This is a genomic window from Roseobacter cerffii (assembly GCF_054226325.1).
In genome coordinates, this window is the sequence record NZ_JBTBYJ010000005.1 from 56,655 (window position 1) to 72,345 (window position 15,691).

At 65.5% G+C, this 15,691-nt stretch carries 11 protein-coding genes; 8 read left to right on the forward strand and 3 right to left on the reverse strand.

Annotation, left to right across the window (positions count from 1 at the left end; translation table 11 throughout):
* Positions 1-5 precede the first annotated feature (5 nt).
* Positions 6-1,253, reverse strand: a complete 1,248-nt coding sequence (locus tag ACVC7O_RS23155; RefSeq protein WP_458326517.1) for an aminotransferase class V-fold PLP-dependent enzyme — start codon at positions 1,251-1,253, stop codon at positions 6-8.
* Between the two features lie 249 nt (positions 1,254-1,502).
* On the opposite strand from ACVC7O_RS23155, the gene ACVC7O_RS23160 reads away from it, so the two are divergent.
* The 6 genes from ACVC7O_RS23160 (at position 1,503) to ACVC7O_RS23185 (ending at position 6,646) form a co-directional block, all read left to right on the forward strand.
* The gene (locus ACVC7O_RS23160) at positions 1,503-2,126 is read left to right on the forward strand and encodes a response regulator transcription factor (protein ID WP_458326555.1); all 624 of its coding nucleotides are present in this window, start codon (positions 1,503-1,505) and stop codon (positions 2,124-2,126) included.
* Positions 2,127-2,204: 78 nt separating this feature from the next.
* Positions 2,205-3,182, forward strand: a complete 978-nt coding sequence (locus tag ACVC7O_RS23165) for an HpcH/HpaI aldolase/citrate lyase family protein (protein WP_458326518.1) — start codon at positions 2,205-2,207, stop codon at positions 3,180-3,182.
* A gap of 113 nt (positions 3,183-3,295) precedes the next feature.
* Positions 3,296-4,732 carry an FAD/NAD(P)-binding protein gene (locus ACVC7O_RS23170; RefSeq protein ID WP_458326519.1) on the forward strand — a complete coding sequence of 479 codons (1,437 nt, stop codon included), beginning with the start codon at positions 3,296-3,298 and terminating at the stop codon, positions 4,730-4,732.
* A 69-nt stretch (positions 4,733-4,801) separates the two neighbouring features.
* Positions 4,802-5,626, forward strand: a complete 825-nt coding sequence (locus ACVC7O_RS23175) for a methyltransferase family protein (RefSeq protein WP_458326520.1) — start codon at positions 4,802-4,804, stop codon at positions 5,624-5,626.
* Positions 5,610-6,329: a bifunctional 2-polyprenyl-6-hydroxyphenol methylase/3-demethylubiquinol 3-O-methyltransferase UbiG gene (gene ubiG / locus ACVC7O_RS23180; protein ID WP_458326521.1), complete on the forward strand. Its 720-nt coding sequence runs from the start codon at positions 5,610-5,612 to the stop codon at positions 6,327-6,329. The genes ACVC7O_RS23175 and ubiG overlap by 17 nt, the downstream gene beginning before the upstream one ends.
* On the forward strand, positions 6,326-6,646 hold the full coding sequence (locus ACVC7O_RS23185) for a hypothetical protein (RefSeq protein ID WP_458326522.1): 321 nt from the start codon (positions 6,326-6,328) through the stop codon (positions 6,644-6,646). Before ubiG ends, ACVC7O_RS23185 begins: the two co-directional genes overlap by 4 nt.
* 25 nt (positions 6,647-6,671) lie before the next feature.
* On the opposite strand, the gene ACVC7O_RS23190 is transcribed toward ACVC7O_RS23185, so the two are convergent.
* Both ACVC7O_RS23190 and ACVC7O_RS23195 read right to left on the reverse strand, forming a co-directional pair.
* The gene (locus ACVC7O_RS23190; protein ID WP_458326523.1) at positions 6,672-7,787 is read right to left on the reverse strand and encodes a glycosyltransferase family 2 protein; all 1,116 of its coding nucleotides are present in this window, start codon (positions 7,785-7,787) and stop codon (positions 6,672-6,674) included.
* A gap of 2 nt (positions 7,788-7,789) precedes the next feature.
* A complete protein-coding gene (locus ACVC7O_RS23195) occupies positions 7,790-11,011 on the reverse strand; it encodes a glycosyltransferase family 2 protein (protein ID WP_458326524.1) in 3,222 nt (1,073 codons plus the stop codon).
* Between the two features lie 259 nt (positions 11,012-11,270).
* On the opposite strand from ACVC7O_RS23195, the gene ACVC7O_RS23200 reads away from it, so the two are divergent.
* Together ACVC7O_RS23200 and ACVC7O_RS23205 are read left to right on the forward strand one after the other, a co-directional pair.
* Positions 11,271-12,902, forward strand: coding sequence for a sulfotransferase family 2 domain-containing protein (locus ACVC7O_RS23200; RefSeq protein WP_458326525.1), 1,632 nt, complete (start codon positions 11,271-11,273; stop codon positions 12,900-12,902).
* A complete protein-coding gene (locus ACVC7O_RS23205; protein WP_458326526.1) occupies positions 12,895-15,165 on the forward strand; it encodes a glycosyltransferase family 2 protein in 2,271 nt (756 codons plus the stop codon). The genes ACVC7O_RS23200 and ACVC7O_RS23205 overlap by 8 nt, the downstream gene beginning before the upstream one ends.
* Positions 15,166-15,691: the final 526 nt, after the last annotated feature.

The window sequence follows — 15,691 nt, forward strand, 5'->3', positions numbered from 1 at the left end:
GGTGGTTACTCCGCGGCGAGCGCAGCTCCGTAGTGCCGCTGCAGGACCGCATCCACTTGCGCCTGATCGACCTCGGCACCCAGCTCCCGAAGGGCCGCCCCGAACCGCCGCACGATGTCTGAAATCGCCGCCTCGCTCAGCAGGTTCAGGATGCCGATGCGCACCTGCACCGGCTCCGACAGCGTCGGCCAGATGCCGAAATTCTGCGCCCGGCAATGCTGCACCAGCTCCATTTCGCGACCCGCCAGCGCCTCCGGCAGGTTCAGCACCACCAGCGACGGCATGTTCGACGTGACCTCGCAACCCATCGCCTGCACCGCCTCCCGCAGCGCCGCCTCGTGGAAGGTGTAATCCGCCGCACGTTGCGCAATCGTCTGCTGCAGACAGATGCGCAGCGCCTCATGGAAGGCCGAGACCGCATAGGCCGAATGCGTCCGGTGATAGGTGCCCTTCTCTACATCCTTGCCGTCGATCACACCCCAGTGGCGCGCCTCGAGGATCGGATGGTGGCAGAAGGTCCGCGTACCCGTCGCCTGCAATGTCTCGATGTATGTGTCGGTGAACGACACCGGCGCATAGGTCAGCGGTAGGCAACAGATGCCCTTCTGCGGACAAGACGCCCAGCCGTGAATGCCCGGGTAATCATCGATCCGGAAGTCCCCGACCCCAAGGCTCGACACCGCATCGACCAGCCCCATCGCCCCATGCTTTTCGCAAGCGGCGCTGAACCCCGCGATGTCATTGACCCGGCCCGAGCCGGTTTCCCAATGCGCCATCGCCGCCCATTTCGGCTTGTGCTCGGCCAGCGCCGCCTCAACGATCTCGCCGGTCACGCTCTGCCCATGCGGCACGTCCACAATCACCACGCTCGCGGCCTGCGGGTCCAGCGGGTTTGCCGCCAGCTCCTCCGCCGTTGCCGCCTTCATCCGCACGGTCAGCCCGTCGATGCCAGAGAAGGTGCCATTCACGAACATCACGACTTTGTCGCCCGGCATCACCGCGGCGAACATCATGTCGAGCCCGCTCCAACCGGTGCCCGCCACGCCGAAGGTGTAGGTATTCTCGGTCCCCATCACCGCGCGCAGCATCTCCTTGCACTCCACCATGCCGCGCAGCACCTCAGGATGCATGTGATCCGCAAGCCCCGCTCCGGCATAGCGCGCCAGCACACGGGCATCGGTATTGCCAGGCCCGGGGCCTGCTGCGATGGTCTCGGGAATTTCAAGCTGCGGAAAGGGCACGGTGTTGGTCATTTTTCCTCCTCGGTTCGCGATCATGTGAAAGTCATGTCGAAATTTTTCCACCATAGAGGGTTAAGGCCCCCACCGAGAAAGAAAACGCCCCTTCGCCTACTTTTGGGTAGCTAAACGGGTGGGAAAATCCCTATACTTTTAGATGGAATACCGACGCATACCGAAAATTGGACTACCCGAATGGGTAGTAAATACGGATTAATAAATATGAATCAATCCCTTAGCGAAACGGGCGCACCGATCGACATCATGCTCGCCGACAGCAACCCGCTGGTGCTCTCGGCGCTGTCGGAAATCATTGACCGCGATCCCCGATTCTCTCTCGTAGCCTCCGCCGCCACCGCCGAAGGCTTCCTCGGCACCGTGATGCGGGTGCCCGTGCAGGTCGGTGTGATCGACTGGAACCTGCCCGCGCTCGGTGGCGCCAAGCTCATCGAGGTCCTGCGCGACCAGGCCAATGCGCCCCGCATCGTCGTCTACGCCGAAGACACCGGCGATCTGCCCCGCATGTCGATGACCGCGGGCGCCGCCGCCTTTGCCCCGCGCTCCAGCGACGCGCAGACCCTGCTCGACACCTGCGCCGATGTGGCCGCGGGCAAGATGGTCTTCCCCTTCCTCGACGTGCGCGATTTGCAGAACGACCCGATCCACCAGCTCTCGCGCAAGGAACGCGGCATGCTTGAGGCGCTCTCCAAGGGGCTGACCAACCGCGAGCTCTCAAAGGAGCTCGACGTCACCATCAACACCGTGAAATTCCACCTCTCGAACCTCTACGAAAAGCTCGGCGTGAAGAACCGCGCCCAGGCCATCGCCTTCTACTATTCCTCGCGCCTCGTCCTCGAGCGCGACGAGATGAGCGGTATACCGAAGTAGACCGAACTCCCGCTTGACATTATCCTGCGCCGCTGACCTTTGTGGCGCAATTTTATGTCTCAGCGAAAGGTCACCGAGATGTCATTCCACCCCGTCCAGCAGGCCCCTGGCCGCCTCAACCGCTCCGAGCTTGCCGTGCCCGGCAGCCAGCCGCAAATGTTTGAAAAAGCGGCACAATCCGATGTGGATGTGATCTTTCTCGACCTTGAAGATGCCGTCGCCCCGGACGAGAAGGAACAGGCGCGCAAGAACATTATCAAGGGCCTGAACGAGATCGACTGGGGCAACAAGTCCATGTCCGTGCGCATCAACGGGCTCGACACCCATTACATGTATCGCGACGTGGTCGATGTGGTCGAACAGGCGGGCGAGCGGCTCGATCTGATCATGATCCCAAAGGTCGGCACCGCCGCCGACGTCTATGCCGTCGACATGATGGTGACCCAGATCGAGGACGCCAAGGGCTATTCGAAACGCATCGGCTTCGAGCACATCATCGAAACCGCTCTGGGGATGCAGAACATCACCGAAATCGCGGGTGCATCCAAGCGCAACGAGAGCCTGCACTTCGGGGTCGCCGACTACGCCGCCTCGACCCGCGCCCGCACCACGATCATCGGCGGTGTGAACGAGGATTACTCGGTGCTCACCGATCCCGATGCAGACGGCAATCGTGCCACTCATTGGGGCGACATGTGGCACTATGCGCTCGCCCGCATGGTCGTCGCCGCCCGCGCCAATGGTCTACGCCCCATCGATGGCCCCTTTGGTGATTTCAAGGACCCCGACGGCTACAAAGCCGCCGCTTACCGCGCCGCCGTTCTGGGCTGCGAGGGCAAATGGGCGATCCACCCCAGCCAGATCGCGCTCGCCAACGAGGTGATGAGCCCCTCCGAGGCGGAAATCACCAAGGCCCGGCGCATTCTCGAAGCCATGGCCGAAGCGGAAGCCGCGGGCAAAGGGGCCGTCAGTCTCGACGGCCGACTCATCGACTATGCCTCGATCCGCCAGGCCGAGGTGCTGGTCGAAAAGGCCAAGCAGATCTCGGGCGGTTGAGGCCCGACGCGGGGCCGCCCGAGCAAGGTGCGGCCCCACGACGCTCGGCTGCCGAGTTGACCATCCAAATCCTTTCGGGCACACCCGCGGGGTTCCGAAAGTAAGAGACGCTGATGACTGGGCACACCCACGCTCACTCCCATGTAATCGTTGGCGACGGCATCACCGCCCTCGCATTCGTCGAGGCCTGCGCACTGCAGGCGGGTGAGACCCTGACCATCCTCGGCAGTGCTGCATCCCAACTTGGCCGTGGGGCCGCCTATGCCAAAGGCACGGACGGCACCCCTTGGCGCTATGCCTACCTGCTGAATTCCCCCGCCGATGACATCGACCCCGAATTTGCCCAATGGCTCGCCGCGCGCTGGCCCGAGGTGCAGGAGACGATGGCGGGCCGCAACCCGAACTGGCTGCGCGCGGCAGACCCGCTGGTGGCGGCAGGCGATCTCTACGGTGTTAACGCGCCCCGCGAATTCTACGGTGATTTCATGGAGGAGCGGGCCAGCATCGCCCTCGCCCGGCTGAAGGCGCAAGGCGTTCAGGTCACCCGCCGGGATGACACCGCCCGCGCCATCGAAGTCACCCCAGACGGTGTCATCCTCCACACCAGTGGCGGCGACACGATCCGTGCTCGGAGCGTCGATATCGCGCCCGGCGGCCCCTCCACCATGCGCATTGACGGCGATGATGGTCCCTTCAGCGTGCCTTCGGTTTTCGGCCACGAGGACCGCATCGCTGCGCATATCACGCGCGGGGCCGAGATTTTCTGCATCGGCGGCAACGCGGCCATGCTCGACGTGCTGCGCCTCTGCCAAAGCCTGATCCCCGATGACGCGCTGCGCTTCGTCGCCTGCGCGCCCGACGGCGAGATCCCCGCGCCGCTGGTGCCCCGCCTGCCCCGCAAACTCACGACCCCCAAGCTCTCCAAAGGACATCCCACCGCCGACAGCCTGCTCGCAGAGATCGCGCGCGAGATCGAACGCGCAAAGGCAGCGGGCGATGAGATGCGCGAAATCCGCGCAGGCTTTCGCGCCTTCTTTCTGGAGCACCCGCTCACGCAGTTCATCAACGATCCCACGCAAGCGCGGCGCGTGCCCGGCCAGCTGCGGTTCTGGCTGCGCGGCGGCACCCGCGACACCATCCTCGACATGCACCGGCTGGTGGATCAGGGCAAAGCGCGGGTCGTCCGCGGCCTCGTCAAGGCGGTCACCTACCGGTCGGATGGCGCCACCGTGCACATCATCGATGACCATGGCCGCAAAACCGCGGTCGAGACCGGCTTCGTCGTCAACTGCGCGGGGGCGGGCCCGAACTCGCGCTATGACCCGCTGACCGAAGACCTGATCCGCCAGAAGCTGATCACGATCTGCCCGATCACCAAGGGCCTGCGCGTGGCGTCGGGATGCCGGACCACGGCGCCACAGCTGCGCTACCTTTCCCCCGCCGTCTCCGAGATCGGCGAGGAGGTGATCGCGATGCCGCTCTATGACGCGCATATGCTGCGCAGTTACGTGGCCCGGGCCGCCCAGGTGCAGGATCAGGTCACAGCCTGAGCCCTGCCGCCCTGCGACGTTTTGGCAAACCCGCTGGACCAGCGGCAACAGCTGGCTAGCTAGGGCCCCATGCATCAAGATAACGCCTCGCCTTTTCACCGCCTGCTGGCGCTGGTTCGCGGCACGCTGCGCCCGCCGCCCGGGCCCGAGCGCATCGCGCTGGCCTTTGCCTATGGCGTGGTCTGCCACCTGGTTTTCGCGCTCTCGGTTCTGGCGATGATCGTGGCGATGTTCTTCGGGATGAGCGAGAGCCTGGGGCGGCTGCCGGCACCGTGGTCCTACCTCGCCAATGCGCTCCTGATCCTCCAGTTTCCCCTGGTTCACTCGCTCCTGCTGACCAAACGCGGCGGGGCGGCGCTGACAAAACTCGCCCCAGACCCGCATGGCGGCACGCTGGTCACCACCACCTTCGCCATCATCGCCTCGGTGCAATTGCTTCTGCTCTTTGCCCTCTGGACCCCCAGTGGCGTGATCTGGTGGCGTGCCGACGGCTGGGCCTTTGGTGCGCTGTGCACCGCCTATGCCGCCAGCTGGGCGCTGCTCATCAAGGCCAGCTACGATGCCGGCGCCGAGGTCCAATCCGGTGCGCTGGGGTGGATGTCTCTGGCCCAGGACCGGCCCCCGCACTTCCCCGACATGCCGACCGGGGGCACCTTCCGCGTCATTCGCCAGCCGATCTATGTGGCCTTCGCGCTCACCACCTGGACGGTGCCGGTCTGGACGCCCGATCAACTCGTATTGGCCCTCACCCTCACCGCCTATTGCCTCATTGCCCCACGGCTGAAAGAGCGCCGCTTTGCCGCGCGCTACGGGTCGAGGTTCGCGGCCTACAAGCGCCGGGTGCCCTATGCCATTCCACGGCTCAGGACGACAGATCATGACCCAGCGCAATAACCTCGCCATCTATGACGATGTCGCCTCTCACTGGTGGTCGGACGAGATCAGATGGGTGCGCACGCTCCGCAACATGGTGCCGGGGCGCCTTGCCTGGTTCGACAGGCACATCGACTGGGCGGGCAAGGATGTGCTCGACCTCGGCTGTGCAGGTGGTTTCATGGCCGAGGCGCTCGCTGATCGCGGCGCACGGGTGACGGGCATCGACCCCGCCGCCGAGGCCATCGCAGCAGCCGAAGCCCATGCTTCCGCCGAAGGGAAAGACATCACCTATGATGTGGGTTTTGGCGAGGCCCTGCCCTACGCCGCGCAGAGCTTTGATGCGGTGGTCTGTGTCGATGTGCTCGAACATGTGCAGGACCTCGATCAGGTGCTGGCCGAGGTCGCCCGCGTGCTGCGTCCGGGCGGGCTCTTCCTCTATGACACGATCAACCGCAACCCACTGGCCCGGCTGGCAACCATCACGCTGGCCGAAGATGTGCTGCGCCTGCTGCCGAAGGGCACCCATGATCCCGCGATGTTCATCAAGCCCGTCGAGCTGATCTCGGCGCTTCAGGCGGCGGACTTCGCGGTCGGTCCGCAAACCGGCCTTGGCCCGCGCGGGGTCAATCGCCGCTTCGACCTCACCTTCGGTCAACTGCCGCTCAAGACGGTGATCTACATGGGCGTTGCCACAGGCCCGGGTGCGGCCCAAGCGCCATGACATCCGACGAACACCCCGTTGCCCGGTACCTGCACCTGACCCGACAGGTCATGCCGCTCCGCGCGGCCGATCCCGACACCGACTGGCCGGTGCGCAACGATCACTGTTTTCAGCGGATCGTGCTCGACGCGCTCTGCGGCGGGGTCTGGTATGACCATCTCGCCCGGCCCGCCTATAAGCACCTCACCGCCGCGCAGGCCGGGGAGGCGGTGCAGATCTGCGAGGACATTCTGACCGGGCGGCGGGACATCCACGCGCTGAACGCGCAATCGCTGCGCTGGCGCGGCAAGCTGCGCCATCCCGCCGTGCGGTCGTGATCACCTGTGTTGAAATCGCCTGGGTTCAGGTCGGATAGGGCGCCAGCACCGGCAGGCGTTCCAACCGCCTGAACAGTTTGGGCGGGATCGCCTGCGGCCCCTCGATGAACTGCCGCCGGGTCAGGAAGTTCAGATGACGCGACAGCAGGTCCAGATCGGGTGACGTGATCTCGGCATGAAAGGCCTGCATATCGGGCCGCTGCATCAGCTCCGCGATCTTCTGCCGGTGTGCGTCAACCGCCGCATCATGCCGCTCCTGCACCCCCGGCAGCGCCAGAAGTTCACCCAGCACGCGCTTCGTCTCGGGCAGGCGGCGCTGGATCGAGCGGTCTTCCTCCATGTTGAAATTCATCCGCAGCCAATAGGCCAGCCCCTGGTCCTGATCCACATGGTTGACCCGTCCGCGGTCGCGCTTGACCAGGAAGCTCTCAGCCGAGCGCACCGCATAATGGTTCAGCGTCACCAGGTCATAGCCGAAGTCGCGCTTCCCGAACCGCCAGCCCTTGTCATAGTAATCCTCGGGCACGGGTTTGCCCGACCCGTTGACCCAGTTGACCGGCCCCTCGACGCATTTGCGTAACGGGCGGTGCACCCCGAACTTGTTGTAGGTGCCCGCCACCCCCGGACCTTCGAGTTTGAACAGGGTCTTCATCCCCCAGGCCTGGATCGGCGAAGGGCAGAACTTCGGCGCACAGCACAGATGCGCCTCGGTCATCAGCACATCCTCGAAGGCGATGCGCCCGCCATGGCCAAAAAGACGCCATTGCAATGAGATGATCTCGGCCTCCGGCACCGCCGCGAACAGCGCCTCAAGGTCCCCTGCCCCGGCATGGATGTTCACGAATTCATCCACATCCGAGATCAGCACCCAGGTGCTGCCGCGCACCAGGTCCAGGCTCTGGGCGTATTTCAGCGCTCCCTTTTGCGGGTTATAGCCCGCGCCCATGGTCTGGTAGGGGTTGTCGAGCCGGGTGACGATCCCCTGCGGCGCCAGCGCATCGAGGATCTCCACCGTGCCATCGTCGCAATCATTGGTGAAGACCAACACATGGTCAAAACCGATCGCCAGATGATGGGCGATCCATTCCAGGATGAACGGCCCCTCGTTCTTCATGCAGGTGATGATCAGATGCTTCGGCACGCTCAGGTCTCGCTCAACTCGGCCTGCAACCGCTCCAGCGTGCGCCGGATGTTGCGCGCATCGCGTTTCTTCAGCGTGTATTCACAGACCCGCACCGCCAGCTTGCGGTGGCCGCGGGCCTCCGCCTCCATCAGCAGATCATGCTGGAACCGCGGCAGATCCCGCCGCGCGCGCAACAGCTGGTAAAACCGCTGATTGGTCAGCCGCTCTTCGAACATATCCGTCAACAGCGGCTGCAGAATGCCCATGTTCACAAAGGCATTGGGCAGCTGATGGCCAAAGAAGGGCATCCGCAGATGACGGATGTTTGCGCCTTCCAGCCGCGCGACCTGCGCGCGATCCGGCGCGTAATAGGGGTCCGAGATCACCACCACGTCCTTGGCCGCGTCGGTCGCCCCCCGCGCATCGCCATAGCGCCCCTCCCAATCGAGCTTCCTGGTCCAGCCCCAGCGCTCTTCTTCGGGCAGGGTCGTGCGGTTCAGCGTCGATTGCGGCGCAATCGCCAGCACCCGGGCATCGGCGCAGCAGCGCGCATAGGTGAGCGCGGCAAAGGCGCCCATCGACGCGCCGTAAAAAAGTACCTCATCGAACTGCTCGAAAAAGCCGGTGTCGCGCAACTGGTCAAAACTGTCGTGCACAAAATCATGCCGGAACCAGTTGCGTTGCGACGCCATCACCCCCAGCACCGAACAGCCCAGCTTGCCGGTCAGGAACCCATAGCCCCAGGGCCAGCGCGGGCCCTCCTGCCGGGCCGTGCTGATGTTGTCGAAACTCACCACCAAGCGGCGGCTGCGCGGCTCGAAATAGAGCGCATTGTCAGGCCCTTCCCAGAAGAACCCGGCATTGGTGGCGGCAAAGGCGCGGGCGGGGCCATAGCGCGGGTCGGTCCCGTCGTGCAGAGCGCTCTGCGGTGCGCGCGGCAGCCAGACCCGCACCGGGTCCTGCGCCGGTCTCTCGGGCGCAAACGCCGCCGCCTTGGCCTCGGGCGGCGTGGGCATCACTTGCGGCTCTTCCGGGCGCGGTGCGGGCTCCTGCGGGGTCTCGGCACCGCGCAGAACCTCGCCCTCCAACATCGCCTTCAGCCCCGACAGCTTCACCTCGGCCCGCGCGGCGGGCATCGTCTCCAACTCGGGCTCGGGAATGGCCACCCCCGGCCCCTCATCCTCCGCATCCGCTTCATCGGGATCAGGCTTGGTCAGGTAAATCGCATCGGGGCGCGCCACCTCGGTCAGCGCGCGGTAGAGCTCTGCATAGCCCGGCTCCGCCTTCAGCGCCGCAATCCGCGCCTTGTGCCAGGCCACCGCCTCCACATGCAGCCCCGCCAAAACCTCATCGGCCAGCAACGCATCGCGCTCCGCCTGCATCATCGGCAAGCGCGCCAGCATCCGCGTGTCCTGCTCCGAGGTGTAGTTGCGCCGCATCCAATAGTCGACGCCCTGATCCTGCTCGGTGTGGTTGATCCGACCGCGTTCACGCTTGACCAGAAAGCTCTCAGCCGAGCGCAGGATGTAATGGTTCAGCGTCGCAAACCGGTACCCCAGCGACCGCTTGGTCGAGCGCCAGCCGTTGTTGGTGAGCAGCATCTCGGGCATCACCCGGCCCGACCCGTTGACCCAGCGCACCTGGTCCACATGCGCCTCATCGTCGATCTTCAAGGGGCGGTGCACCCCGATCTTGGTGTAAGGCGCACTGCGGTGCACCATGCTCTTGAACCCCCACCCCAGCCGCGGCTTGGGGATGAATTCAGGCGCACAGGCGGTGAACTGCTCCATCACGGGCCGGTCTTCATATTGGTCGATCCGGTCGTTGCCAAAGAACTTCCAGGTAAAGGACATCACGTTCGGATCGTTGCAGGCCGCCATCAGGTCGGCAAAGGTGCCGTCGCCCACGTGGATGTTGACGAACTCATCCACGTCGATGGTCAGCACCCAATCGGCCCCCTGCACCACCGGCTGCCTCTGCGCATCCTGCAGCGCCACGTGTTGCGGCTTCTTGCCCGAGGCCGGGTCCCACGGGTTATCCAGCCGCGTCACCAGCCCCAGCTCTGCCAGACGGTCGAGGATCGCATTGGTATTGTCGGAACAATCGTTGGTATAGACGAGGAAATGCGTGACCCCGATGGCCTTGTGATAGGCCACCCATTCCAGGATGAAGGGCGCCTCGTTCTTCATCGACGTCAGCACCACGATGCTGTCATGCGAGATCGGCTGATCGGGCGGCTCCAGCCGCTCCGAGAGCCCGCTGGTGCGGCTCTCCAGGTTGTCGATCGCGCTCTGGTAGGCCGGGCTCTGCTGCAAGCGGGCCAAGGGCGGCGTCTGGCTGTCTGACCGCACCGCCGGCGCGGCGCCGCCCTCCGCCTGCTCCGCAGCAATCTCCGCTTGGGTCTTGAAGCCCGCGGGCGGGCGATCCGGGATCGGCGCGCGCGCAGGGTCAATCCCGTGGCGCACCAGCGCCCGGCCCAGAAAGCTCTCGGGATGCGCAACGCCGTTTTCATGGGTCACCAGCCGTCGGCTCAGCCGCCGGTTCCACAGGTGCACCCCATAACAACCGTCGGTCAGCTGCTGGTCGATCACATCGCCCGGCACCAGCAGGTCGCGCCGCTCCTTGAAGGAGATCGGATAGAAGGCCTGCTGCGGCTGCGCATGGGCAATCTCGCCGGTCTCTTTCAGGAAATGCGTCACCGCCGCGGGCCCCCAGACCCCCCAGGTCAGCTCCGAGACATGCACCGGCGCGCCCCGCGCCGCCGCCTCGGTCAGCCGCGCCATCTCTTCATCGCTCGCCCACGGCGGGATCGGATACTCATTCGAGCAGAAGGCATTCAGATGCGCCAGCGTGCGCGAGAACCGGGGCAGTCCGAAAACCGCATTACAGACCAGCCGGTCCGGCTTTTCCCAGCCAAACACGAACTGGTCCGTGAAGGTCCAGGGCTGCATGCACAGCATATCCGCATCGACCCAGATCACATTCTGGCAGGCGATCATGCGATAGCGGAAGGCATCCGCATGCACCGCCGGCGAGCCGGAGGATTTGTGCCGGATGAAATCCGAAGCCGGAAAGATGGCGTTGGCGTCCAGCATCTCGACGCCCTCGGGGCAATTCTCCACCGTTTCATAGGTGTAAAGGAGGGTCCGGTGACCATGGTCCGCAAAAGATTTCAGGCACAGCTGCTCAATGTAACTGAGGTTCCCGCCAATCCAGAGAGAGGCGACAATTGGCAGATCCATGCAAAACTCCTTACCGGGTGCCCGGGTTCTAGCATCACCGACCCCCGAACTGGAATCGTGTTTCGACGTTAGGCGGGAAAGTTTGACAAATTGGTCGCACTTCCCGGGCCCGCGCCCGCTGAGTCCAAAAAGCCACGGTTTGCCGGTGTCGGGCCCGAAATCACCGCCCCCGCGTCGCGCGATGGCCCCGCGGACTTTGCGCGCTCTGCCAAGGGTGCTAACCCTGAGCCCATGACCCCGGCCCCCACGGACCACGCCCATGTCTGACCTGCCCGAGATCGCCAGCCTCTGGATCGGCGACCGGCTGTCCTGGTTCGAACAGCTCTGCCTGAAATCCTTTGCCGATGCGGGCCACCCGACGACGCTCTACAGCTACACCCCCATCGCAAACCTGCCCGCAGGGGTGCGCCCAGGCGATGCGGCCGAGATTTTCCCCGCCAAGCCGCTGCTGCGCCACGCCCGGGTCGGCAGCCCGGCGATCCATGCCGACATCTGGCGCCTTCATCTGCTCGCCAAGACCGACAAGATCTGGGTCGATGCGGACATGTACTGCTACCGGCCCTTTCAGCCCCGGCAGGGCTATCTCTTCGGCTGGGAAAAGCCCGATCTTGTCTGCAACGCGGTGCTCGCCCTGCCCCGCGACAGCGCCGCGCTCACCGGTCTGATTGACTTCTTCAAGGATGAATATGCCATCGCACCGTGGCTCAAGCGCTGGCAACAGCGCGACCTGCGCGCCGCCCGGGATGCAGGCCAGCCGGTGCATATCACCGAGCAGAAATGGGGCTTCACCGGGCCCGCCGCGGTCACCTATTTTCTCAAGCAGACCGGTGAAATCGCCCACGCCCGGCCCGAGACGGCCTTCTACCCCATCCCCTACGCCAACCGGCGGCAGATGGTCCGGCGCGGGGGCCGGATCGAGGACCGGCTGAGTGCCGAGACACTTGGCGTGCACTTCTGGGCCCGACGGCTGAAACCGCATCTGCAGGAGGAACACGACAACCGGCCCCAGCCCGGCAGCTTCATGCACCGCCTTCTGGAACAGCACGAGATCGACCCCGCCGCAGCCCCGATCCCGCCCAAGGTGTACCCGGCGCCCAAGGCCGCGCCGCGCCAGGGGCTGACCGAGAACCCTGATGATCCGCTGCTCCGCAACTACCTGATAGAACGTCACTTTTTGCAGGCGGCCCATGTCTCGACCGCCGCTGTCGGCGGGCGCGACTTCGTCTATATGAAGAACCACAAGGCCGCCTGCACGACGATCCTCGCCACCCTCATGGCGCACCAGCTCGCGCGTCTCGGCCAGCCCGATGAGGCGCGCGCCCGCGCCTCCGCGCACATGCCGCCGCGCTGGCTCATCCGCAACGGCAAGCGCGCGCTCACCGTGCCCGCGGCCCGCAAGGCGCTTCAGGATCCCGCGCGCTTCAAGTTCACCGTCGTGCGCGACCCGGTGGCGCGCACGCTCTCCGCCTATGCCGACAAGATCGCGGGCAACCAGGGGCCCAAGCGCGCGCTGATGAAACATCTGGGGCGCCCTGCTGACAGCGACCTCAGCCTCGGCGCCTTTCTCGACATCCTGGCCCAGGACCCGGTCGCACGGAACATCGACCGGCATTGGCGCAGCCAGCGGCGCGAGACCTGCTATGACCAGATCGCCTATGATTTCGTCGGTGACACCGCCACCCTCGACACGGCCTTTCAGGTGATCCTGCAGGCCTGTTTCGGCACCCCAGATGGCAAGGTGCAGGACACCCGCACCCTGATGGGCCACAGCTCGAACAGTGCCGCTCTGCGCGCCGAGCTCACGGCGACCGACCGCAAGAACCTCGAGCGCGCCTTCGCTGAAGACTTCGACATGTACGAGCAGGTCCGGAAAACGCGCGCCGATGCCTGACCGCACAGCCGCCAACGCCACGCCGACGGTGTCGCACCACGTGATCCGCGCCACCGCCCTGCCCGACATGACGCTGCTGGCAGCCATGGGGCCCATCGCGCCCAACGGCGAGGTGGCGCTTGTCTTCAAATCCGGCGCCCGCGCCGCCGCGTTCGCCAGCACCCCCGATTTCCAGATCACCTCAGAGACACAGATCGGCGGCGGGCTGATCCTGCGCGGCCGGGCCAAGACAGACAAAGCCGACATCGCCCTGCCCCTGCCCGGCCTCGCCTGCCGCGCGCCGCTCCTGCAACCGCAGCCCGCGCGCTTTGCGGGCAAGCGCACCGCCCTCGCTCTGCGCGGCACCGAGGACGCGCCAACCATCCGCGACTGGCTCGCCTTCCACGTCGACACACAGGGCCTGCAAGCGGCCCTGATCCTCAACCGCACGCCCCCCGAAGGTGGCGCCGCGCTGGCCGAGGCGCTCGCAGGTCTCGCCCCGCCCGGCCTCGACCACCTCGCCGTGGTGTCCTTCGACACCCCGCTGGGCCGCGCCACCGACGGCGACAGCGCCCTGCCCCACTACGCACCCGACGCGCCGGGCAAGGACCGCATGGCGCGCCCCGCGCCCAGCCCCTGGGCCGCACCGCTGGCCGAACCCGTTGTGGTCGAGCTGCTGCGCCACCTCTTCCTTGATGCCGCCCGCGGTGTGATGAACATCGACCTCTCCGATCTGCTCCCTCACCTGCCCGACGGCACCGTGTTCGAGCAGGCCGAGGCTGCGCCCGGCGGCGTCGTGCCGCTGATCGGGCACCGGATTTACCCCTGGGGCCTGCGCAAGGGCGCGGTGGCGGGCTATGGCGATCACATCTGCCGCCTTGTGGAAGGCCCGCCCGCGCATCCGCGCTGGTGCGTCGCCCCGGCGCAACTGCCCGCAGACACGCTCTGGCGCTATCTGCGGATCGATGGCGTACCGGCGCCTCAAGCCGCCCCCCTGCCCTTCCTGCGCTGCATGGCGCTGCGCCACCCGGGCGTGCCGCCTGCCAAGCTCGCGCCCAAGGCCAGCCTGGTCGAAGACCCCGCGCTGCACGCCCTCGCCCGGAGCGCCTTTGACGCCCGCCCGCGCACCCCGCCGCGCCCCGCTCTGGCCCCGCGGCCCGAGCGGATCCCGGGCCGCACCGGCATCGTCACCTGCATGAAGAATGAAGGCCCCTTCATCCTGGAATGGATCGCCTATCACCGCGCCATCGGGGTCGATGATTTTCTGATCTACAGCAACGATTGCACCGACGGCACCGATCACCTGCTCGACCTTCTGCAGCGCAAGGGGCTGCTACAACACCGCGACAACCCCTACCGCGCCACCGGCAAGCGGCCCCAGCACGCGGCCCTCGATGCCGCCGGTCACGAGCCCCTTGTGCATGCGCTCGACTGGGTGATCGGCATCGATGTGGACGAGTTCATCAACATCCACGTGGGCGACGGGCGGCTCTCCGACCTCTTTGCCGCCACGGGCGATGCCAACCTGATCTCGATGACCTGGCGGCTCTTTGGCAATGCCGATGTGACCGGGTTCGAAGACCGCTTCATCACCGAACAATTCACCCGCTGTGCCCGTGCCCTGACCCGCGTGCCGCATCAGGCCTGGGGGTTCAAGACCGCCTTCCGCCCGCTCGGGATCTTCCGCAAGATGGGTGTGCACCGGCCCAAGGGGCTGCAGCCGCATCTCGCCGACAAGATCAACTGGGTCAACGGCTCCGGGCAGCCCATGCCGCGCAAGAGCTACCGCGCGGCGTGGCGCTCGACCCTCTCGACCGTGGGGTACGATCTCGTCACGCTGAACCACTACGCCCTGCGGTCGGCCGAGAGCTTCCTGGTCAAGCGCGATCGCGGGCGGGTCAACCATGTGGAGCGTGACCAGGGGCTCGCCTATTGGTTCCGGATGAACCACAACACCGAAGACGATCACACCATTGCCCGCAGGCTCCCCGCCGCCCGCGCCGAATATGACCGGCTGATGGCCGACCCCGAGATCGCCGCCGCGCATGCGGCCTGCGTCACCGCCCATCGCGCCAAGATCGCGGCGCTGCTCCAGACCGAGACCTACCGCGACTTTTTCACCGAAATCACCTCCGACCGCCTGCGCGCCCTCTCGCGCATGCTGCCGCACTTCGGCGCGCAGGTGTTCCTCAACGGCCCCGACGTGATCCCAGACGCCGTGCTCGGGTACGCGGACGATCCGAAGTTCTTCTTCACCGGCAAAGACGCCCCGAAGACGCCTTGAGCCGAGAGCCTGCCGCTTGATCTCGGTGACGGAATCGCCCCGGTCTTTGTCCAGAGATTCGGCGTCCACCTCCCACTGACCGGCGCCGAGCGATTTCGCGTCCATCGAGAAGCACGGACCATGGGCCCGTCTTTTTCAATGAAAACAACTGTGTAAGGATCACTTTTGATCTGTCGCACGCTCAACACAAAGAAAATCTTGCCATAGTCTTGGTATTTGGCGCTATATAGGCCTTAATACCAAGAAAATGCGGCGTTAGGCCGTCAATTGAGCAGGCAACCCAAATGTGGGACCCCGTCAGACCCTTTCCCCTCCCGTGGCCATCCCGGGAGGACCGACTGAACACCCATGCGCCCTCGCTGAAGGAGACGCACATGTAACAGCTATCTTGCCAAAAACAAAGCCGAGCGGCGGCAACCACTCGGCTTCATTCAAACAACCATGTCGGCTGTCCTGTTCTGATATCCCAAGATAGCCCGGCACCTGATAACCCGCAAGCTTTTTGCTCTGCGGGGCCGAGGAAAAC